This window comes from Kineococcus sp. R86509 (genome assembly GCF_042466365.1).
Classification (GTDB): Bacteria; Actinomycetota; Actinomycetes; order Actinomycetales; family Kineococcaceae; genus Kineococcus.
On sequence record NZ_JAXHCE010000001.1, the window covers coordinates 4,260,841 to 4,281,531 of the forward strand.

Consider the following 20,691-nt stretch of genomic DNA (forward strand, 5'->3'; position numbering starts at 1 on the left):
TGTGACCAGCACGCCCCCCAGCCCCTTCATCGGCCCGGACAGCCCCCTCGACGCCCGTCAGCAGGAGGTCGTCCAGCGCGTCTCCGCCGCCGAGCACGCCTCGATCGTGGCCCTGCCCAGCGACCACCCGCTGGACCCGAAGCGGCGGGCCCGCGACGAGGCCACCTACCCCGAACTCCTGGCCCAGCCGGCACGGATCCGGGAGACCCTCGCCGCCAACGACACGGCCCTCGCCGAGCTCGCCGGGCTGATCGCCGGGCACGACCTCGACCGCGTGTTCGTCACCGGTGCCGGGGACTCCCTCGCGGTCGCCATCGCCGCCCGCCAGACGCTCGAGCAGATGCTCGGCGTCCCCTGCGAACCCGTGCAGAGCCTCGACCTGGCCTACTACCTCGCGCCCCTGCTCACCCCGCGCAGCCTGGTCATCGCCCTCTCCAGCTCCGGTGAGACGACGCGGACCGTCGAGGCGGCCCTGGTCGCCCAGCACGCCGGCGCCCTCACGGTCGCGATCACCAACACCCCGGGCTCGACGCTGGACGCCGAGTGCGGCCGGACCCTGCTGCTCAAGGCCACGCGGGTCGGCTGGCCCACCCAGTCCTCCACGACGGCCCTGGCCCTGCTCCTCGACCTCGCCGTCCGGGTCGGTCGGACCACCGGCCGGCCCGGAGCGGAGGAACTCGCGGCACACCTCGAACGCGTCCCGGACCTCATGGAACGCGTCATCGCCGACGTCGAGGAACCCCTCGCGGTGATCGCCGAACGGGAACGGGACGCCGACACGTTCCTGTTCTCGGCGGCCGGCCCGAGCTGGGGTTCCGCCGTCATCGGCGCGGCCAAGGTCAAGGAGTGCACCCCCGACCACGCCGAGGCGGTCCAGGTCGAGGAGTTCCACCACTACAACTCCCTCAAGGCGGGGGAGCCGATCTGGATCATCGCGCCGGCCGGCCCGTCGGTGCCGCGCGCCGTGCACACCGCCGCCGAGGCCAAGCGGTTCGGGGGTCGCGTCTACGTCATCACGACCGAGGGGGTGACCGGGTTCGACGAGGTCGCGGACCGGGTGATCACCGTTCCGGCGGTCCCGGAGGCGCTCAGCCCGCTGCTGACCGTCCTCCCCGCGCAGCTCACCGGCTACCTCCTGGCCATGGCGCAGTTCCGCGCAGCGGAGAACCCCGGTGACTGACGCGTCGCTGCTCTGCGTCGGGAACCTCACGATCGACGACCTCGTCATCGACGGACGGGAGACGACCGCCCTCGGCGGCGACGCCCTCTTCGCCGCGCTCGCCGCGCGTCGCACGCTCACCGACGTGCGGATGCTGGCGCCGATGGGTTCCGACCTGCCGTCGACGTTGCTGGGAACCGTCGCGGAACTCGGCATCAGGGTGGAGACCAGCCGGCCGCGGACCATCCCGACCGTGCGCAACCGCGTCGAGTACGCCGCCGACGGGTCGCGCACCTGGCACCTGCTCTGCGGTGAGGAGGCCTTCGACGTCCTCTCCGTGTACCCCGAGGACGTCACGGGTGAAGCGCTGTCCGCGAACGGGATCCTCGTCTCCGCCATGAGCCTGCGTTCCCAGCTCACCCTGGGGCCGTGGCTGCGTGCGCAGACCGACGCGACGATCTACCTGGACCTGCAGGAGGACTACGTCGCGGGGAACGAGCGGGAACTCCTGGACCTGCTGGCGACCTGCGACGTGTTCCTGCCCAGCGAGGTCGAGGCCGTCGCCCTGGCCGGGACGACCGACCTGGAACGGGCGGCGGAGATCTTCCGCGACGCCGGCCCGGACGTCGTCGTCGTCAAGACCGCCGAACGCGGCTGCGTGATCGCCACCGCCGACCGGACGGTCCTCCTGCCGACCGAGGCCGTCGTACCCGTCGACTCCACCGGAGCGGGCGACGCGTTCTGCGGGGGTTTCGCCGCCGCGCACGTCGCCGGTGCCGATCCGGTCGAGGCGGCGGGCGCGGGTGCCGCCGCGGCCCGGGTCGCGATCGGCGGCCACGGCGTCGCCGGTCTCCTCGCCGATCTGGGGAGCCTCGCGTGAGCCACGTCCGGGTCCTGAACCCGAACACCAGCGTCGCCATGACGGAGGCCGTGCTCGCGGCCGCCCGCGCCGTCGCCCGCCCCGGGACGACCGTCACCGCGACGCACTCCCGCCGCGCCCCCGCCACCGTCGAGACCCACGTCGACGAGGTGTTCGGCGCCGCCGGGATCCTCGAACAGGTCGAGCAGGGCGAACGCGACGGCGTCGACGGCTACGTGATCGCCTGCTTCGGGGACACCGGTCTGCCGGCCGCCCGGGAACTCGCCCGCGGACCCGTCGTCGGCATGACGGAGGCCGCGCTCCAGGCCGCCTCGCTGCTCGCGCACCGGTTCAGCGTCATCACCATGCCGCCGCGGACGATCGCCATGACGGACCGCGTCGTGCAGGAACTCGGGTTGGCGCACCGCTGCACCGTCCGCGCCGTCGACGTCTCCGTCGCGGACATCGAGACCGGCGCCGGACCCGCCTTCGACGCCTTCGCCCGCGAGGCCCGCGAGACCCTCGCGGCGGAGCGGGTCGAGGCCGTCGTGCTCGGCTGCGCCGGCCTCACCGACCTGGTCGACGGTCTGCGCGCGGCCCTGGGGGTCCCCGTGATCGACGGCGTCGCCGCCGCGACCACGGCGCTCGAAGGGTTGCTCGCCCAGGGCCTCACGACCTCCCGGGCGAACACCTGGGCCGAACCCGTCGGTTCCCCGGCCACGAGCGAGGTGTGGGGATGAGCGTCCTGTTCACCAACGTCCTGGTCTGGGCCCCCGCCCAGCCCTCCGCGATGGTCGGCCCCACCGACCTCCTCGTCGACGGCGACGTGATCGCCGCGATCGGGGAGCAGGCGCGGGGACTCGCCCCCGCCGACGTCCGCACCGTCGACGGCGCCGGTCACCACGTCCTCGTACCCGGCCTGGTCAACGCGCACTTCCACTCGCCCGCGAACCACCTCAAGGGCGCGTTCCGCAGCCGTCCGCTCGAGACGTTCATGCTCTACGAGTCCCCCGCCGACCCGGCGTTGACGCCGACCCCGCGGGAGGCGTACCTGCGCACGATGCTCGGCGCCCTGGAGATGCTGCGCACCGGGACGACGAGCGTGCAGGACGACGCGTTCCTCATGCCCACCCCGGACCCCGAGATCATCGACGCGGTCATGCAGGCCTACGCCGACAGCGGGATCCGCGCCTCGGTCGCCCTGGACCAGCCCGAACTCCCCGACGCGGACAAGCTCCCGTTCCTGGCCGGGGCCGACGAGGGTTTCGCCCAGGCCTTGAACACCCCCGCCCCGGCCGCGGCCCCGGAACTCCTCGCGGCCTACGACCACCTCGTCGGGAACTGGCACGGGAGCCACGGCGGCCGGCTCACCGCCGCGGTGTCGATCTCCGCCCCGCAGCGGGTCAGCCCCGAGTACTTCGCGGCCCTCGACGACCTCAGCCGCCGCCACGACCTCCCGTTGTTCGCCCACTTCCTGGAGACCCGGGTGCAACGGGCGCTGTCGGTGCCGGGTACCGGGCAGGAGCGCTTCGCCGGCCGCAGCCTGGTCCGCTACACGGCCGACCTCGGGCTGCTCAGCGAGCGGGTCAACGTCATCCACGCCGTGTGGGTCGACGACGACGACCTGGACCTCATCGCCGACGCGGGCGCCGTCGTGGCCCACAACCCCGTCAGCAACCTGCGCCTGGGCAGCGGGGTCATGCCGTTCCGGGCCATGCGCGAGCGGGGGATCCCGATCGCGCTCGGCGTCGACGAGGCGATCTGCGACGACACCGTGAACACCTGGGGCGTCGTCAAGGCCGCGGGACTCGTGCACAACGTCTCGGGGCTCGACGCCGAGGACTGGCCCAGCACCACCGAGGTCCTCGAGGCCCTCTGGGAGGGCGGTGCGGCGGCCATGCGCCAGACCGGCCGGGTCGGTCGCGTCGCCGTCGGCGCCCAGGCCGACCTCCTCCTGCTCGACCTGCACGCCCCCGCGTTCACCCCCTTCAACGACCTCCGCGGCCAGCTCGTCTACTGCGAGAACGGGGGCAGTGTCGCCATGACCCTCGTCGCCGGTCACGTCGTCGCCGAGGCCGGCCGGGTGGTCTCCGTGGACGAGACCGAACTGCTGGCGGAGGCGCGTGAACTGCACGCCGCCCGTCTTCCCGCTCTCCAGCGCACGTGGGCCGCGGCCGACGCCCTGCTCCCGGCCTACGACGCCGTGGTCCGCCGGGCCGCCCGCACCGACGTCGGAATGAACAGGTGGATCGCATGACGCACGACGAGAAGTCTCCCGGCCACGCCGTCTGGGAGTACCAGCCCATCACCGCCGCCCCCGGCCCGGACTGGCCGGACGGCCGCCGCCTGGCCGTCTACGTCGCCCTCGGTCTCGAGGAGTACCGGTTCGGCGCGGGCCGCACCGAGGACATCGTCCCCGAGGTCGGCGCCCCCGACCTCGTGAACACCTCGTGGCGCGACTACGGCAACCGCGTCGGTGCGTTCCGGTTGCTGGAACGCCTCGAGCGCGCGGGAATCCCGCCGACCGTCCTGCTGAACACCGCCCTCTACGACACCGCCCCGGAACTCCTCCAGGCCGCGCGGCGCCTCGGTGCGGAGTTCGTCGGCCACGGGATCTCCAACTCCGACTCCCTCGAGGGGATGTCTGCCGCCGGCGAGGCGGACTACCTCGCGGCCGTCGCCGCCCGCATCGCGGCGGAGGAGGGAACCGCGCCCGGCGGCTGGTCCAGCCCCTGGCTGACCCACACGACCTCGACGCTCGACAACCTCGTCGCCACCGGGTACCGGTACCTGCTCGACCTGCGCCTGGACGACCGGCCGGTGCCGATCGCGACGGTGTCCGGGTCGATCCTCGCCCTGCCCTACGCCCTGGAGGTCAACGACAGCACGACCGTCGTCGGCCGCGGCGCCTCGGCCGGGGAGTTCGCCGACATGATCGTCGACGAGTTCGACGAACTGCTGGAACGCTCCGAGGAGCAGCCCCTGGTCATGAGCGTCGTCCTGCACTCGTTCATCTCCGGTGCCCCGTTCCGGTTGCGCGCCCTGGACCGGGCACTGCGGCACCTGAGCGCCCACCGCGACCGCGTCTGGTTCACCCAGCCCCGGGCAATCGCCGCGCACCTGCGTGCGGCGCAACGGGTCGGGGGAGGAGTCGCGTGAATCCCACGGCCACCGTGCGGGACCTGCACGTGTCCCTGGAACGCGACGGCGTGCGCTCGGAGGTGCTGCGCGGCGTCGACCTCGACATCGCCCGCGGTGAGATCGTCGGCCTCGTCGGGGAGTCCGGTTCCGGCAAGAGCATGCTCGCGCTGAGCGTCCTCGGGCTGCTGCCCGACGTCGCTCGCCCGCACGTCACGGGCGAGGTGCGGGTCCTCGACACCGACATGGCCCACGGCACGGAGACCGCACGACGCCAGGCCCGGCGCAGCGCGCTCGGGGCGATCTTCCAGGACCCGATGACCTCGCTGAACCCGACGATGCGCGTCGGCCGCCAGATCGTCGAAGCCGGTCAGGACCGTCCGGGGGCGATCGCCCTGCTGGGAGCGATGGGTGTCCCCGAACCCGAACTGCGGTTCCGGGTCTACCCGCACGAACTCTCCGGTGGTCTGCGCCAGCGCGTCATGGCCGCGATCGCGATGGCGGGGCGTCCCGCCCTCGTCGTCGCGGACGAACCGACGACGGCGCTCGACGTCACCGTGCAGGCCCAGCTGCTCGACCTGCTGCGCGAACTGCGCGACGACCACGGCTGCAGCGTCCTGCTCATCACCCACGACCTCGGCGTGGCCGCGCAGATCGCCGACCGCATCGCCGTCATGTACGCGGGCCGGTTCGCCGAGGTGGGCCCCACCGAGCAGGTGCTGAACGAACCCTCGCACCCCTACACGGCGGGTCTGCTGCGGTCGCGGCTCTCGCTGCAGGTCGCCAAGGACCGCCGGCTGCCCACGCTGACCGGCGACACCCTGACCCCCGCGGAACGTCTGCACGGCTGCGCCTACCGGGGCCGCTGCCCGCTGGCGGTGGCGCGCTGCACCACCGACACCCCGGACCTCGACGCCTCCCGGCCGAGCGCGGACCACGGCGCCGCGTGCTGGTTCCCGACCGAGGACGTGGCGCGGTCCGTGACCGTCGCGGCGACCGCCCCGGTGCGGGCCGCGCGGGTGTCGGACGACCTCGCGGTGCTCCTCGAGGACGTCGTCTGCACCTACACCGTCGGTCACGGGCGCCGGCGCCGCAGCGTCGAGGCCGTGCGCGGGGTGGGTTTCGGCGTCCCCGCGGGGGAGGCGCTGGCCATCGTCGGCGAGAGCGGCTCCGGCAAGTCGACGATCCTGCGAGCGATCGCGGGCCTCGTCCCCGTCCGCTCCGGGCGCATCACCGTCGCCGCGGGCGGCGCCCAGATGGTGTTCCAGGACGCCGGTTCCTCGCTCACCCCGTGGCTGAGCGTGGGGGAGACGCTGCGGGAACGCCTCGCCCCGCTGCGACTGGGGCGCGCCGAGGCCGACCGCCGGGTCGCGGCGGCCCTCGAAGCCATCTCGCTGCCGGCCTCGCTCGCCCGCTCACGACCCGCGGACCTCTCCGGCGGACAGCGTCAGCGGGTCGCCCTGGCCCGGGCGACCATCCTGCGCCCCGCCGTGCTGCTCTGCGACGAACCGACCAGCGCCCTGGACGCCTCGCTCGCGGCCACGACCCTGAACCTCATCCGGGACATGCGGGAGGAGCTCGCCATGACCGTCCTCTTCGTCACCCACGACCTCGCGGTGGCCCGGCTGATGGGGGACCGCATCGCCGTCGTCGAAGCGGGCCGGATCGTCGAGCTCGGCGACGCCGACGCGGTCATCGGAAACCCCCGCGAGCCCTACACCCGGGCGCTCGTCGCCTCCGTCCCCGAGATCGGGGTGGTCGCGTGAGCTCCGTCCTGGTCACCCGCCGGCTCACGGTCCCGGTCGTCACCGGCCGCGGTCGCAGCGGCCGCCGGCTCGCCTGGTTCCTCGTCGCCCTGCTGGGCGCGCTGACCGTCCTCGCGGTGTTCGCCCGCTTCCTCGCCCCGGCCGACCCGATCCAGCCGGTGGCCGCCCCGCAACTGCCCCTCGGGTCGGCGGGCAACCTGCTGGGCACCGACTCCATCGGCCGCGACATCCTCTCCCGCACCCTCTTCGGTCTCCAGACCTCGTGGTTCTCCGCCCTCGCCGTCGTCGCGATCGGGTTGCTCGTCGGTGGGGTCGTCGGGGTCGCGTCGGGGGTGGCCGGCGGCTGGGTCGACACGGTGCTGATGCGCCTCACCGACCTGTTCCTGGCGCTGCCCTCGACGCTGGTCGCCATCGCCCTCGTGGCGGCGCTCGGGCCGGGTCTGCGCAACACCCTGCTCGGGATGTCGATCGTCTGGTGGCCCTACTACGCCCGGTTGATCCGGTCCGAGGTCCGCTCGATCGTCACCCGTCCGCACGTCGAGGCCGCCCGCGTCGCCGGGGTGGGGCGGGCACGCCTCGTCCTGCGCCACGTCCTGCCGGGGGCGGTCCCCACCGCCGTCGTCACCGCCAGCCTGGACATCGGCAACGTCGTCCTGCTGCTGGCCGGACTCTCCTTCCTCGGCCTGGGACAACCCTCGCCCGCCGCGGAACTCGGGGCGGACACCGCCGCGAACACCCAGCTCCTGCTCAGCGCGTGGTGGGTCCCCGTCGTCCCCGGCGCGGCGGTCCTGCTGCTCAGCCTCGTCGCGAACCTCGCCGGCGACGGCATCCGCACCCTGCTCGGAACCCGGAGGTGAACCCCGTGCTGCGCTTCGTGGTCCGTCGGCTCGGTGCGCTGGTCGCCGTGCTCCTCGTCCTCAGCGCCGTCGTGTTCGCGCTGCAGCAGATCTCCCCCGGGGACCCGGCCCGGGCCGCGCTGGGGGCCAACGCCTCCCGCGCGGCCGTCGACGCCGAACGTCACCGGCTCGGCCTCGACGACCCGTGGCCCGTGCAGTTCCTGCGGTTCCTCGGGCACGCCGTCCGGGGGGACTTCGGCACCTCCTACCGGACGCACCGCCCGGTGGCGACCGACCTCGCGTCGGCGTTCCCGGCGACGCTGGAACTGGTGCTGGCCTCCTTCGTCGTCGCCCTGCTGCTCGCGACCCTCTTCGCGGCCTCGGCCGCGTTGCGCTGGCGGTTCGCCGGCGTCTACCGCGGGGTGCTGCTGGTGGCCGCCACGGCTCCACCGTTCCTGCTGGCGCTGGCCGGGATCATCCTGTTCTACGCCCGGCTGGACTGGCTCCCGGGGTCCGGGCGCGGTGAGGGCGGTCCCGGGTCGGAACTCCAGCACCTCGTCCTGCCGGCCACCGTGCTGGCCATCGCCCCGGCGCTGGCGATCGGCCGGATCCTGCGGTCGGGGTTGGAGACCACCCTGGCCGCCGACCACGTCCGCACCGCCCGGTCCAAGGGACTCGGGGAGGCGAGCGTCCTCGCGCGGCACGTGGTCCGCAACTCCATCGGCCCGTCGGTGTCGATGGCGGGCCTGCAGCTGGGTTTCCTCTTCGCCGGGACCGTCGTCGTCGAGAAGGTCTTCAGCTGGCCCGGGATGGGGAACTACCTCGCCAACAGCATCCCGACCTCGGACTACCCCGCCATCGCCGCCGTGACCCTCGTCCTCGGCGCCGTCTACGTGGTCGTGAACACCCTCGCCGACGTCCTCCAGACGGCGGCGGACCCGCGACTCGCCTGATTTCCCCCCTCACCCCCGAACTCCCCACCCCCCACCTGAGGAGAACCCATGAGGTTCAGCTCGTTCAGCCGGCGGACGCGCACGTTGCTGGCCACCGCCGCCGCCGTCCCGCTGATCGCCCTCTCCGCCTGTTCCGGCGGGGGCAGTGACGACCAGGGGGCCGCGAACGCCGCCCCCACCGACGGGACCCTGACCGTCGGTCTGCTCGGGGACATCGGCCAGCCGCCGGACCCGGACGTCTACTACGCCAACAACGGGCTCGCGATCGTCCTCAACACCTACGAGGGGCTGGTGCAGTACGCGAACGACAAGGACTCCGTCGAGATCGCGCCGCGGCTCGCCACGTCCTGGGACGTCAACGCGGACAACACCGTCTACACGTTCCACCTGCGTGACGGGGTGACCTTCCACGACGGGACCCCCTTCACCTCGGCCGCCGTGAAGGTCGCCTTCGACCGTCGCATCGCCGTCGAAGGCGGGGCGGCGTACATGGTCGAGGGCGTCCAGGACGTCGCGACCCCCGACGACCTCACCGCCGTCGTCACGCTCAAGGCGGCGAACTCCGCGTTCCTGGACTACCTCGCCTCGCCGTTCGGGCCGAAGATGGAGTCCCCGACCGCGTTGCAGAGCAACGCCGGGTCCGACGACGCGCAGACCTACCTGCAGACCCACGACGTCGGCACCGGGCCCTACACGATCTCCGACGCGCAGCCGGGGACGTCCTGGACGCTGAAGCAGTACGACGGGTACTGGGGCGACAAGTCGCCGTTCACCACGGTGAAACTCCCCATCTACTCCGACGTCTCGGCCCTGCAGCTGGCCTTCGACCAGGGGGACGTGTCGGCCGTCGTCGCCGCGCTGCCGTCCTCCAGCCTGAAGAAGTACGAGAAGTCCACCGACTACGCCAGCTACATGCTCCCGACCCTGCAGTCCGCGCTCGTGACGCTCAACCCCTCGAAGGACTTCTTCAAGGACCAGGACGCGCGACTGGCGTTCCTGCAGAGCATCGACCAGAAGTCCCTCGTCGACCAGGTCCTCGGCAGCCGGTCCGAACCGGCGACCACCCTGTACGCCAAGGGCATGATCCCCGGTGGGGCCGACAAGCAGGAACTGACCTACGACCCCAGCGTCCTCACCGCCTACGCCAAGACCCTGCCGGCGGGAACGGCCATGACCATCGGTTTCGCGAGCGGGAACACCAACGCGGAGCAGATGGCGAACATCCAGGCCGCGAAGCTCCAGGCGCTGGGCGTGAAGGCGACCGCGGTGTCCTACCCGACGTCGCAGGTCTTCGGCTGGATCAACGACCCCACGCAGGGGCCGGACGCGTTCTTCGACGGCAACAACGGCCCCGACGGTGGGTCCCCGTACATGTGGGGTCACGTGTTCTGGGACGCCTCCGGCGGGATCAACTACTTCGGCTGCGAGGTCGCCGACGTCAACGCCCAGCTCGACCAGGCGGTCGCCACCGGTGACGACGCCCTCTACGTCAAGGCCGCGGAGGAGTACGCCAAGACGGGGTGCTACTACAACCTCTCCTACAACAAGGACTGGGTCCTCGCCCAGAAGTGGCTCACCGGGGTGGCCGCATCGCACAACATCGGGGCCAACGAGCTCGACTTCAGCAAGCTCGGTCTCGAGAAGTAGTTCGTCGGGCCGCTAGGTTCGACGCGACGGCCCGGTCCGGTGGACCGGGCCGTCGCAGGCGCGAGGCCCTCGGAAGAACGACGACCCCGGAAGAACAAGGTTGATGACTGCCGCACCCAGTGAGCCGCCCTCGCTCTCCCGCCAGATCCACGCGCGGCTGCGCGAACTCATCATCCGCGGGGACTACCCCCAGGGCCACAAGCTCGTGGAACGCCGCATCGGCGAGGAACTGGGCGTGTCCCGGGTTCCGCTGCGCGAGGCCGTGCCGATGCTGGAGATGGAGGGTTTCGTCGTCACCTCCCCCCAGCGCGGGGCGGTGGTGACGACGTGGAGCACCCAGCTGGTCAACGACCTCTTCGACCTGCGGGAGGTGCTCGAGGTGGGTGCGGCCGGCCACGCCGCCCGGGCCGTCGCGGCGGGGGCGTCGACCGCGGCGCTGGAGGACGCCGTCGAGCACTCCCACCGCGTCGTCGAGGAGGGCGATCCGTACCGCATCGCCGAGGCGAGCACCCGCTTCCACGAGGTCGTCGTCGAGATGACGGGCAACGTGCTCATGCAGGCCTCCATGCGGTCGGTGTCGGGGCGGGTCCAGTGGCTCTTCCACCTGACCTCCGAGCTGGACGTCCACAACGCCTTCCAGGACCACGTCGAACTCGCAGCGGCGGTCGCCAGAGGTGACGTCCGAATGTCCGAGGCCCTGGCCTTCGCCCACATCGAGCGGGACCGGGAACCGTCGCTGGCCGTCCTGCGCCACGAGCGCTGAGGGGCGCCCCGGACACTCGCTACCCTGGGGTCGTGGCAGCGCGCGTCGAGGGGCTCTTCGTCTACCCGGTCAAGGGCATGACGCCGCAGCCGCTCACCCACGTCGACCTGACCGCCGGGTGCGGGGTCCCCTTCGACCGCACGATCGCGCTGGCCCGGCCGGGCGGGGCCTACGAACCCGGGCTGGGTCACGGCATCTCCAAGCAGGAGTTCTTCGTCCTCGTCGCCGAGGCCCGCCTCGCGGGGCTGAGCACCCACCTGGAACCGACGTCGGGCGTCTACACCGTCGACGTCCGCGGCCACCGGGTCCTCACCGCGGACCTGGGCACCGACGGAGGACTGGCGGAGCTGCGGAGCTTCTACGCCCGCGTCCTCGACCTGCCGCCGGGCACCGAACCCGTGGTCGCCCGCGAACCGGGACGCCGGTTCACCGACACCGCGCACGGCTCCGACCGCGCGATGGAGTTCGTCTCCTTCGTCAACCTGGGATCGGTCCGCGACCTCGCCGCCCGCGTCGGGCACGACGTCGACCCGCTGCGGTTCCGCGCGAACGTCCACCTCGAGGGTCTGGCGGCGTGGAGCGAGTTCGACCTCGTCGACCGGGAGTTCACCCTCGGCGACGTCCGGTTCCGCGGTACCCAGCGGACCGTCCGGTGCGCGGCGACCGAGGTCGAACCCGGCACCGGGAAGCGCGACCTGCCCGTCCCGCAACTGCTCTCGACCACCTACGGCCACGAGTCCATGGGTTTCTACGCCGAGGTCCTCGACGGCGGGACCCTGCACGACGGGGCCGAACTCACCGTGGGAGAACGCGTTGCCTGACGTCCTGAACCTGCTCGTCGCCGAACGCGCCGACCTCACCCGCGACGTCACCCGGTTCGTCCTGCGCGATCCCGCCGGGGGAGCGCTGCCCGGCTACCGCGGCGGCGCCCACGTCACCGTGACCACCCCCGCGGGCCCGCGCCGCAGCTACAGCCTCGTCGACGCCGGTTCCCGGGCCCCGTGCGAGTACGCGATCTGCGTGCGTCGCGACGCAGGTGGCCGGGGTGGTTCCGTGAGCCTGCACGACGACGTCCGCGTCGGCGACGTCCTCGAGGTCACCTGGCCCGCCAACAACTTCGCCCTCAAACGGGCGAAGCGCTACCTGTTCATCGCCGGCGGCATCGGCATCACCCCGATCCGCGCGATGGTCGGGGAACTGCGGGCCCGCGGCGGCGCGGAGATCGAGGTCCTCTACCTCAGCCGCAGCGCGGAGGACACGGCGTTCCTCGACGAGTTCAGCGCCGACGGGTCGCTGCTGCACCACAGTTCCACCCACGGCCGCCTCGACCTGTGGCCGTACCTCGCCGACCCCCACGGCGGTGACGCGTCGGACACCCGCGTCTACTGCTGCGGGCCGACCGCGCTCATCGACGAGGTCCTCGCCCTGACGATGCACTGGCGCCCCAGCCGGATCCACGTCGAGGACTTCGCCGGCGTCGACGCCCTCGGCGCTCGCCCGGTCCCGTTCACCGCCGTCTGGGCACCCACCGGAGCCCGGGTCGAGGTCCCCGCCGACCGGTCGCTGCTGAGCGCCCTGCGCGCCGAGGGGCTCGACGTCGACTCCTCCTGCGAGTCCGGAACCTGCGGCACCTGCCGGCTGGGTCTGGTGGCGGGGGAGGCCGACCACCGCGACCTCGTCCTGACCCAGGACGAACGTGCCCGCTCCGTCATGCCGTGCGTCTCCCGCGCGCTCACCGCGGAGATCACCGTCGCCCCCGCTTGACCTCCAGCGCGCTGGAGGGGGCAGGGTCGTCCGCATGGCGATCACGACTGGCTACACGCTTCCGGACCTTCCCTACGACTACTCCGCGCTCGAACCCCACATCTCCGGGGCGATCATGGAGCTGCACCACGACAAGCACCACGCCACCTACGTGGCCGGCGCGAACACCGCCCTGCAGAAGCTGGCCGAAGCCCGCTCCAGCGACGACTTCGCCACCGTGAACCTGCACGAGAAGAACCTCGCGTTCAACCTCGGCGGACACGTCAACCACTCCGTCTTCTGGCCCAACCTCAGCCCCGACGGCGGCGACAAGCCGGTCGGTGAGCTCGCCGCGGCCATCGACGACAGCTTCGGCTCCTTCGAGGGCTTCCAGAAGCACTTCACCGCCACCGCGCTGGGCATCCAGGGCTCCGGCTGGTCGATCCTGGCCTGGGACTCCATCGGGCAGAAGCTGGTCAACGTCCAGCTCTACGACCAGCAGTCCAACATCGCCCTGGGTCTGGTGCCGGTGCTGGTGCTGGACATGTGGGAGCACGCCTTCTACCTGGACTACAAGAACGTGAAGCCGGACTACGTCAAGGCCTGGTGGAACGTCGCGAACTGGGCGGACGCGGCCTCGCGCTTCGAGCGTGCGCGCAGCCGGACCGTGGGCCTCATCGTCCCCTGACCGCTGCGGTTCAGCGGGAGCGGCGCCAGGCCTCCAGGGCCTCGCGCTGCTCCTCCAGCGCCTGCCTGCCGCCGGCGGTGAACGTCGTGCGCATCGACGCGTCGATCGTGACCAGGCCGCCCGAGCGGTCGAGCACGGTCAGGACCTGCCCGAGCCGGGCCGGGTTTCCCGTGGGGCGCCCGACGCGGACGCTCTCGACCTGCGCGCGTTCCAGCTGGCGGGTGGAGAGGACGTTGTGGACGGTCAGCGTGGATCCCGACGTCGTGGCCCGGGCCCGCACCGAGCGCAGCACGAGGGCCTCGCCGACGAGGAACATCACGACGATCACCGCGACCCCGCCGGGCTGCCCCCCGCGGACGGCCTGGACGGCGAACGTCGACAGCAGGGCGAGCCAGACGACGCCGAACAACCCCAGGTAGAGGCGCCAGCCGAGGGGCACGCGCAGGTGGACGGGGTGCGGGGAGGACGTCACGGGGGACATCTCAGCACGTCAGGCTAGGCTTCCCCGCCCTCGGAGTGGCACGCTCACTCGTGTGGACACGTTGACGACGGACCGCATCGCCGGCCTCGCCGTGCGCCGGACGGGAACCGGCGAACCGGTGCTCGCCCTGCACGGGTCGGGCGGTGGGTTGCACACCTTCGCCCCGCTCGCCCGGGCACTGCCCGACTTCGAGGTGTGGCGCTGCGCGCGGCGCGGGTACCCACCGAGTCCCGACGCCCGGGGCACCCGCACCTTCGTCCAGGAGGTGCACGACGTCCACGACCTGCTGGCCACGATCCGCGCGGTCACCGAGTCCGACGTCCACCTCGTCGGGGTCGGCTACGGCGCGAGCCTCGCCCTGCACACGGCCCTGGCGGAACCCGCGGGGATCCGCTCGCTGACGGTGATCGAGCCGCCGCTGCTGCTGGTCGGTCCGCACCTGCAGGGGGTCCTCACCCGCTACCGCGGCCTCGTCGCCGACCGCGACTTCCGCGCGGCCGCCGACCTGTTCGCCCGGGAGGTCACCCTGACCCCGGAACCGGTGCTGGCCGCGTTGTCGACGCTGGCCGACCCGGACCCGGTGGCCGCCGCCCGCGAGGCCGTGGGCTGGACCCACGACCTCGAGGCCCTGGCCGCCGACGAGGTCGACACCACGCGCTGGTCGGTGCTGGCCGACCTCGACCTGCCGATCCTGCTGGCGCAGGGGGAGCGGAGCCGTCCCCCGCTGCCCGCCGGGATGGAGGCTCTCGCGGCGGCCCTCCCGCACGCCCGTCGGGTCGTGTGGGAGGACCGGTCGTCCGTCACCGGTGGAGTCGCCGGTGCCCCGGAACTCGTCGTCGCGAGCCTGCGGGAGTTCTTCCGGGTCCTGCCTCAGTCGTCCTGATGGGCGCGCATCCGGGCCAGGAAGGTCCGGGTGCGTTCCTCCTTCGGGTTCCCGATGACCTCGGCCGGGGTGCCGCGCTCCACCACGACCCCGCCGTCCATGAAGACGACCTGGTCGGCGACGTCGCGGGCGAACGCGACCTCGTGGGTCACGACGACCATCGTGGTTCCGTCGGCGGCGAGCTCCCGCATGACCTGCAGGACCTCGCCGACGAGTTCCGGGTCCAGCGCCGAGGTCGGCTCGTCGAAGAGCATGAGCTTCGGCTGCATCGCCAGCGCCCGGGCGATGGCGACCCGCTGCTGCTGCCCCCCGGAGAGCTGCGACGGGTAGTTCTGCGCCCGGTCGGCCAGGCCGACCCGTTCCAGCAGGACGTCGGCGCGTTCGTGGGCCTGCTTCCGGCTCAGACCGCGGACCCTGATGGGGGCCTCGACGACGTTCTCCAGCGCGGTCAGGTGCGGGAAGAGGTTGAACCGCTGGAACACCATGCCGATGTCGCGGCGCTGGGCGGCGATCCGCTTGTCGGTGAGCCGGTGCAGCCGGCCGTTGCGCTCCTCCAGGCCGACGAGGTCGCCGTCGACCCAGATCCGGCCACCGTCGATGCGTTCCAGGGAGTTGATGCAGCGCAGCAACGTCGTCTTGCCCGAACCCGACGGGCCGAGCAGGCAGACGACCTCACCGGAGTTCACCTCGAGGTCGATGCCCTTGAGGACCTCGACGTGGCCGAACGCCTTCGAGACGTTCAGCGCCTTGACGAGCGGGGTGCTCACTTCGCACCCCCCGGGCCCAGCGAGACGCCCGCGGCGGCCGGGCGACGACGGGGCTGGCCGCCGTAGCCGCGACCGAACCGGCGTTCCAGGAAGTACTGGCCGACCATGAGGATCGACGTCGCGATGAGGTAGTACAGGACGGCCGCCATGTTGCCCGCCATCACCTGGTAGGTCTGGTTCTTGATCTGGCCGACCCGGAAGAACAGTTCGGCCTGGACGGGGATCGCCGCGAGCAGCGAGGTGTCCTTGAGCATGGCGATGACCTCGTTGCCCGTGGGCGGCACGATGACGCGCATCGCCTGCGGGAGGACGATGCGCCGCATCGAGAGCCGCTTCGACATCCCCAGCGCCGCGGCCGCCTCGTGCTGGCCCTCGTCGACGCTGAGCAGCCCGGCCCGGGCGATCTCGGCCATGTAGGCGGCCTCGGACAACCCGAGTCCGACGATGCCGCCGAAGACGCTGCCGAACAGGGCGAAGAGCGTCGTCTGGCTGACGGTCAGCAGCCGCAGGTCCGGCGTCCCGAACCAGTGGGTCAGCAGGAAGTCGAAGGGGAACCCGATCGAGAACCCCGTCGCGAACAGCGCGCCGATGCCGCCGGTGATCGAGAGCAGCACGTAGCGCGGGATGGCCCGGTAGAACCAGGTGAACGCCCACGCGACGCCGGAGAGGACCTTGTTGTCCGAGAGTCGCAGGACCGCGAGCAGCACCCCGCCGAGCACACCGATGACCATGGCGCACACGGTGGTGAACAACGTCCCCACCAGGAAACCGCGGATGACGATGTTCTGGTTCATCACCTGCAGGGTGAAGGGCCAGTCGAACGAGTCGTTCGTCGCCAGCAGGTGCACCAGCATGAGCGCCAGGACGGCGACGACGGCGATCGCGACCCAGCGCCAGGGGTGCCGGACCTCGACGGCGTCGATCCGTCCGGGACGTTCCTCCGCGGAGTTCGTGCTCACGACACGGAGGGGTTGACCGGGAACTCCGTCACCGCACCCGAGGCGCCACCCCAGTTGTCCAGCGCGGCCTTGTAGCTGCCGTCGGCGGCGATCGCGGTGAGGGCCTTCGAGATCGCGTCGGCCTCGGAGGTCTGCTCCTTCGGGGTGACGATGCCGTAGGGCGCGGCGTCGTAGATGTCCCCGGCGAGTTCCAGCTTGTCACCGGTCTGCTTGACGGCGTAGGCCGAGATCGGGGAGTCGGCGAGCATGGCGGCCGCACGGCCCTGGACGACGGCGGTCGTCGCGTCCTCCTGGGAGTCGAAGGACAGGACGGTGATGGTCGGCTTGCCCGCGTCGGTGCAGGCCTTGATGCGGACCGGCAGGTCGTCGTCGGACTGGGTGGTGTTCGACTGCACCGCGACGGTCTTGCCGCAGGCGTTGGCGGGGTCGATGCCGTCCGGGTTGCCCTTGGCCACGACCCACTGGGTGCCGGCGTTGTAGTACTGGACCATGTTCACCTGCCCGAGGCGCTGGGCGTTGATGGTGAACGACGAGATGGCGATGTCGTAGCGGTTGCTCGTGACGCCCGTGATGAGGGAGTCGAAGCTCGCGTTGGAGTACTCCACCTTCACGCCCAGCTTGGCGGCCACGGCGTTGAGGACGTCGATGTCCATGCCCTTGACCGTGTCGCCGTCGAGGAACTCGTTCGGCGCGTACTCGGCGTTGGTGCCGACCCGCAGCGTGCCGGAGTCCTGCACCGACTGCGGCAGCATCGCCTTCAGCGCGGCGTCGGCGCTGCCGGTCGCGCTCGCGGCCGCGGAGCTGGTGGTGGAGGAGGAGGAGCCGCTGGGCGAGAGCGAGTCCGACCCGCAGCCGGTCGCGGTCAGACCGAGGACGGCCAGGGCACCGAGGGCCCCGAGGAACGGGCGGCGGGCGGTGGGACGAACGGGCACGGGAAACCTCCGTTGGCGGGTGTCGAGCGGACACAGTGTGGACCACGTGGCCGGGGGATGAAGCACCGTGTCCGGTGCCGCGCCCGTTCGTAACGCACTTGTCACACGGCGCGCAACGACCGGGTGAGCGTCCGGCGCAGGCGCGGCAGGCCCTGGCTGCGCCCGGCGTGGTCCACCTCGACCCCGGCGGGGCCGTCGGGGTCGAGCACGACGGTCATCACGCCGTTGTCGAACCACGGCCCGTGCTCGACGTCCCAACGCACGTCGGGCTCGCGCACCCCGGCCAACAGGGCCAGCCCGCGGATGAACCCGCGGACGGGCGCGCGGTCGAGGATCCGGTTCGCGACCTTCATCCCGCGTTCCAGCGGGTTGCGGAACGGCGACATCACCAGCTGGTGGATCGCGGTGCGTCCCGCGTCCACCCCGGGGACGTGGACCTGCGCGGTGTAGCTGCAGTGCACGTCGCCGGAGAGCAGCAGGACGCTCGCGGGGGGCTGCTCGCGACGACCCACCTCGCCCAGCAGCGTCACCAGCTCGACGAAGGAGCGGTGGAAGGCGGCCCAGTGCTCCAGGTCGGCGGCCTGGCGCAGCTTCTCGCCCCACGCCGCGGCCCGGGCGCCCCAGCGGCCGTCGGCGACGGCCGCGTCGAACGTCTCGGCGTGGTGGATCCCGTGCAGCAGGAACGCGGGCAGCGTGGTGGCCAGCAGCAGGTGCTGCACCGGCTCCTCGCGGTCCACGCCGAGGGCCTGGGCGCGCACCCACTCCCACTCCTGGGCGTCGGTGATGTGCCGGTCGTCCGGGTCGAGGCGGCGCGCGCAGCGGGAGTCGATGGCCACCAGCCGGGTCGCGCCGAGGTCGCGCGAGAAGCTCCAGCGCGCGCTGGCGGGGTCCGCGTCGGCGGTCGCGGCGAACTCGTCGAGGACCGCGTCGCGTTCGGTGTCGTCCTCGATGTCGCGCAGCACCCGCCAGAGCCGGTCCTGCGCGAGGTCCTTCGGGGAGAGGTTGCCGAGGTGCTGGTAGATCCAGTAGCTCGCGAACGCGCCCTTGACCCGGTCCTCCCACCACGGCCGCTCGCTGACCTGGCGGCGCCACACGTCGGAGGTGTTCCAGTCGTCGCGCAGGTCGTGGTCGTCGAGCAGCATGCAGGTCGGGACGGTCGAGAGCAGCCAGCGGACCGCCTCCGGGCCCCAGGTCTCGTGGTAGAGCCAGGTGTACTCCTCGAAGTCCCCGATCTCGTCGCGGACCTCGCGCGCCCCCTCGGGGCGGCCCTCGTTGCGCTCGCGCAGCCGGTCGACGATCCCGGGGTTGGGGTCGTCGGCGTAGACCTGGTCACCGACGAAGAGCAGCAGGTCCGGGCGCGGCGTCTCGGGCTCGTCGACCATCCGCCGGGCCAGCGCGGAGAGCGCGTCGACCCCGACGAGGGCCGTGGACTCCTCCCCGTCGTCCCCGGCGCGGCGGCACGACCCGAAGGCGAGGCGCAGTTCGTCATCGGGCGCGGGGGTGCTGATCCACGACGCGGGCCACGAGGACCCCACGAGCGGCCAGACGCCCACGTCGTCGACGCTGACGGTGTACGGCAGGGAGCGACCCGTCGGCAGCCCGTCGACCACGACGAGGGCGAAGTGGTGCCCGTGCAGGCTCAGCGTCCGGTCCCCGCCCCGCACGGTGGAGCCGTCGGGCAGGGTGACGTCGACGGTGACGGACCCGGGGGAGTCGACCTCCACCCAGACCGTGGCTCCCGTCGCATCGACGTGGCGCAGGATCGGTCCGAGCAGGAGTTGGGGCACCGGGCAATCTTGGACCATGCCGAGAGGTCCGCGACTCGTACGCCGTGTCCACCGTCGCCCGGATGCCGAGATCGACGGCACTGCGTGGCCGGACTCCATACCCGCTGTGACACAACTGCTCACCGAGGGCCTGGACCTGCCCGCCGGGGTGACGTTCCTCGTCGGGGAGAACGGGGCGGGGAAGTCGACGCTGGTCGAGGGGATCGCCGAGGCCCTCGAGGTCCACGCCGAGGGCGGGTTGCGCCGCCACGCCCCCGGCCGGGCGGAGGCCGCCGTCGACGCCTCGAGCCTCGGGTCCCGGCTGGAGGTCGTGCGCGGCGTCGCGAAGGCCCGGGAGGTGTTCTTCCTGCGCGCGGAGACGATGCACCGCTTCTACAGCTTCCTGCGCGACGCCGGGTCGCCGGCGCACTCGAACCTGCACGAGATGAGCCACGAGGAGTCGTTCCTCGACGTCGTCGGCGCCGCGTGGATGCGTCCGGTCGGGATGCTGCTGCTGGACGAACCCGAGTCGGCGTTGTCGTTCCGGAACTCCCTCGTCCTGGGCGCCGGGAGGTGCCCAGCGCCGCAGCGCTACTGGCGCCGGGTCCTGTGAGTCGTCGCGTGAGCCGTCACGGCTGCGGGACGCCCAGCCAGTCGTACCACCCGCTGTGCAGCACCAGCCACGCCAGCAGCCCGTAGCCGGCCTGGCCCGGGTGGATCCCGTCGGAGGCGGCGAGGTCGGCGTACCAGTCCTCGTGCTCGGCGAGCGGGGAGAAGGTGTCGACGTAGGAGATCCGGCGGCGCGCGCAGACGTCGGCGAAGGCGTCGGCGAGGTCACCGATGCGTTCGTTGCGCTCCGCGTCGGAGACCGGCGTCGGGCCGACGACGAGGGTCGGCAGACCGCGGGCCTCGCACTCGTCGAGGACGTTGGCCAGGTTGAGCCGGCTGCGGGCCAGCGTCGTCCCGGCGTCGAGGTCGGCGTGGCCGAGGCCGACGACGAGGCGGTGCTCGTCGCCGCCGACGAAGCGGCGCGAGGTCTCCTCGCGCCAGCGGTTGTTCAGGTCCGTCGTCGTCTCGCCCGGCACGCCGAGCGGGAAGAGGGTGATGTCGCGGTCGTCGCGCGGGGTGCGGGCCGACACGCGGCCGACCCAGCCGAGGGCGCGGGGGTCGCCCACACCGGTGACGAACTCGTCGCCGACGAGGCACACCCGCACGTCGTAGCGGCCGTTCACTTCAGGTCCTCGCTCACGCGGGTGGTGCTCCTCATCAGGGGGTCGTGCCACGAATGACTGGCGGGGCAGGCCGAGGATAGTCGCTGCCGGGGACCCCGCTGCGCTCACCGGGCACCACG

21 protein-coding genes are annotated in these 20,691 nt (G+C 72.4%); 15 read left to right on the forward strand and 6 right to left on the reverse strand.

Annotated features, from left to right (window positions below):
• The first annotated feature begins 1 nt into the window (after nt 1).
• From SJY07_RS20800 to SJY07_RS20860, 13 genes are all read left to right on the forward strand, one after another.
• Complete coding sequence (locus SJY07_RS20800) at nt 2–1,180, forward strand: SIS domain-containing protein (protein ID WP_380161425.1); 1,179 nt, start codon at nt 2–4, stop codon at nt 1,178–1,180.
• Nucleotides 1,173–2,039, forward strand: coding sequence for a carbohydrate kinase family protein (locus SJY07_RS20805; protein WP_380161426.1), 867 nt, complete (start codon nt 1,173–1,175; stop codon nt 2,037–2,039). Before SJY07_RS20800 ends, SJY07_RS20805 begins: the two co-directional genes overlap by 8 nt.
• Nucleotides 2,036–2,758: an aspartate/glutamate racemase family protein gene (locus SJY07_RS20810; protein WP_380161427.1), complete on the forward strand. Its 723-nt coding sequence runs from the start codon at nt 2,036–2,038 to the stop codon at nt 2,756–2,758. The genes SJY07_RS20805 and SJY07_RS20810 overlap by 4 nt, the downstream gene beginning before the upstream one ends.
• The gene (locus SJY07_RS20815; RefSeq protein ID WP_380161428.1) at nt 2,755–4,275 is read left to right on the forward strand and encodes an amidohydrolase family protein; all 1,521 of its coding nucleotides are present in this window, start codon (nt 2,755–2,757) and stop codon (nt 4,273–4,275) included. The genes SJY07_RS20810 and SJY07_RS20815 overlap by 4 nt, the downstream gene beginning before the upstream one ends.
• Complete coding sequence (locus SJY07_RS20820; RefSeq protein ID WP_380161429.1) at nt 4,272–5,177, forward strand: polysaccharide deacetylase family protein; 906 nt, start codon at nt 4,272–4,274, stop codon at nt 5,175–5,177. The genes SJY07_RS20815 and SJY07_RS20820 overlap by 4 nt, the downstream gene beginning before the upstream one ends.
• Nucleotides 5,174–6,922 carry an oligopeptide/dipeptide ABC transporter ATP-binding protein gene (locus SJY07_RS20825; protein WP_380161430.1) on the forward strand — a complete coding sequence of 583 codons (1,749 nt, stop codon included), beginning with the start codon at nt 5,174–5,176 and terminating at the stop codon, nt 6,920–6,922. The genes SJY07_RS20820 and SJY07_RS20825 overlap by 4 nt, the downstream gene beginning before the upstream one ends.
• A complete protein-coding gene (locus SJY07_RS20830) occupies nt 6,919–7,779 on the forward strand; it encodes an ABC transporter permease (RefSeq protein ID WP_328292301.1) in 861 nt (286 codons plus the stop codon). Before SJY07_RS20825 ends, SJY07_RS20830 begins: the two co-directional genes overlap by 4 nt.
• Before the next feature lie 5 nt (nt 7,780–7,784).
• Entirely contained in the window at nt 7,785–8,711 is a 927-nt protein-coding gene (locus SJY07_RS20835; protein ID WP_328292300.1) for an ABC transporter permease, read from the forward strand.
• A gap of 48 nt (nt 8,712–8,759) precedes the next feature.
• A complete protein-coding gene (locus SJY07_RS20840) occupies nt 8,760–10,358 on the forward strand; it encodes an ABC transporter substrate-binding protein (RefSeq protein WP_380161431.1) in 1,599 nt (532 codons plus the stop codon).
• A gap of 103 nt (nt 10,359–10,461) precedes the next feature.
• Nucleotides 10,462–11,121, forward strand: coding sequence for a GntR family transcriptional regulator (locus tag SJY07_RS20845; RefSeq protein WP_328292298.1), 660 nt, complete (start codon nt 10,462–10,464; stop codon nt 11,119–11,121).
• Between the two features lie 32 nt (nt 11,122–11,153).
• Nucleotides 11,154–11,942: an MOSC domain-containing protein gene (locus SJY07_RS20850; RefSeq protein WP_380161432.1), complete on the forward strand. Its 789-nt coding sequence runs from the start codon at nt 11,154–11,156 to the stop codon at nt 11,940–11,942.
• Nucleotides 11,935–12,885, forward strand: coding sequence for a PDR/VanB family oxidoreductase (locus SJY07_RS20855; RefSeq protein WP_380161433.1), 951 nt, complete (start codon nt 11,935–11,937; stop codon nt 12,883–12,885). The genes SJY07_RS20850 and SJY07_RS20855 overlap by 8 nt, the downstream gene beginning before the upstream one ends.
• A 34-nt stretch (nt 12,886–12,919) precedes the next feature.
• Nucleotides 12,920–13,552 (forward strand): superoxide dismutase, encoded by a 633-nt coding sequence (locus SJY07_RS20860; protein ID WP_328292295.1) that lies wholly within the window; start codon nt 12,920–12,922, stop codon nt 13,550–13,552.
• A gap of 10 nt (nt 13,553–13,562) precedes the next feature.
• On the opposite strand, the gene SJY07_RS20865 is transcribed toward SJY07_RS20860, so the two are convergent.
• The gene (locus tag SJY07_RS20865) at nt 13,563–14,024 is read right to left on the reverse strand and encodes a hypothetical protein (protein WP_380161434.1); all 462 of its coding nucleotides are present in this window, start codon (nt 14,022–14,024) and stop codon (nt 13,563–13,565) included.
• A gap of 61 nt (nt 14,025–14,085) precedes the next feature.
• Between SJY07_RS20865 and SJY07_RS20870 the strand changes: the two genes are divergently transcribed.
• Nucleotides 14,086–14,916 carry an alpha/beta fold hydrolase gene (locus tag SJY07_RS20870; protein WP_380161435.1) on the forward strand — a complete coding sequence of 277 codons (831 nt, stop codon included), beginning with the start codon at nt 14,086–14,088 and terminating at the stop codon, nt 14,914–14,916.
• On the opposite strand, the gene SJY07_RS20875 is transcribed toward SJY07_RS20870, so the two are convergent.
• The 4 genes from SJY07_RS20875 to SJY07_RS20890 form a co-directional block, all read right to left on the reverse strand.
• A complete protein-coding gene (locus SJY07_RS20875) occupies nt 14,904–15,683 on the reverse strand; it encodes an amino acid ABC transporter ATP-binding protein (RefSeq protein WP_380161436.1) in 780 nt (259 codons plus the stop codon). The two genes, SJY07_RS20870 and SJY07_RS20875, sit on opposite strands and share 13 nt — an antisense overlap.
• Nucleotides 15,680–16,642 carry an amino acid ABC transporter permease gene (locus SJY07_RS20880; protein ID WP_328292291.1) on the reverse strand — a complete coding sequence of 321 codons (963 nt, stop codon included), beginning with the start codon at nt 16,640–16,642 and terminating at the stop codon, nt 15,680–15,682. Before SJY07_RS20880 ends, SJY07_RS20875 begins: the two co-directional genes overlap by 4 nt.
• Nucleotides 16,639–17,574: an ABC transporter substrate-binding protein gene (locus SJY07_RS20885; RefSeq protein WP_328292290.1), complete on the reverse strand. Its 936-nt coding sequence runs from the start codon at nt 17,572–17,574 to the stop codon at nt 16,639–16,641. Before SJY07_RS20885 ends, SJY07_RS20880 begins: the two co-directional genes overlap by 4 nt.
• 101 nt (nt 17,575–17,675) lie before the next feature.
• On the reverse strand, nt 17,676–19,361 hold the full coding sequence (locus SJY07_RS20890) for an alkaline phosphatase D family protein (protein WP_380161437.1): 1,686 nt from the start codon (nt 19,359–19,361) through the stop codon (nt 17,676–17,678).
• A gap of 106 nt (nt 19,362–19,467) precedes the next feature.
• On the opposite strand from SJY07_RS20890, the gene SJY07_RS20895 reads away from it, so the two are divergent.
• Nucleotides 19,468–19,953: an ATP-binding cassette domain-containing protein gene (locus tag SJY07_RS20895; protein WP_380161438.1), complete on the forward strand. Its 486-nt coding sequence runs from the start codon at nt 19,468–19,470 to the stop codon at nt 19,951–19,953.
• Nucleotides 19,954–19,969: 16 nt separating this feature from the next.
• On the opposite strand, the gene SJY07_RS20900 is transcribed toward SJY07_RS20895, so the two are convergent.
• Entirely contained in the window at nt 19,970–20,572 is a 603-nt protein-coding gene (locus SJY07_RS20900; protein WP_328292287.1) for a GDSL-type esterase/lipase family protein, read from the reverse strand.
• Nucleotides 20,573–20,691 lie beyond the last annotated feature (119 nt).

What these genes read in the sequence shown, in the direction of transcription:
- SJY07_RS20815 (WP_380161428.1), top strand. Translation starts at nt 2,755, where the DNA reads ATGAGCGTCCTGTTCACCAACGTCCTGGTCTGGGCCCCCGCCCAGCCC.
- SJY07_RS20820 (WP_380161429.1), top strand. Translation starts at nt 4,272, where the DNA reads ATGACGCACGACGAGAAGTCTCCCGGCCACGCCGTCTGGGAGTACCAG.
- SJY07_RS20840 (WP_380161431.1), top strand. Translation starts at nt 8,760, where the DNA reads ATGAGGTTCAGCTCGTTCAGCCGGCGGACGCGCACGTTGCTGGCCACC.
- SJY07_RS20845 (WP_328292298.1), top strand. Translation starts at nt 10,462, where the DNA reads ATGACTGCCGCACCCAGTGAGCCGCCCTCGCTCTCCCGCCAGATCCAC.
- SJY07_RS20860 (WP_328292295.1), top strand. Translation starts at nt 12,920, where the DNA reads ATGGCGATCACGACTGGCTACACGCTTCCGGACCTTCCCTACGACTAC.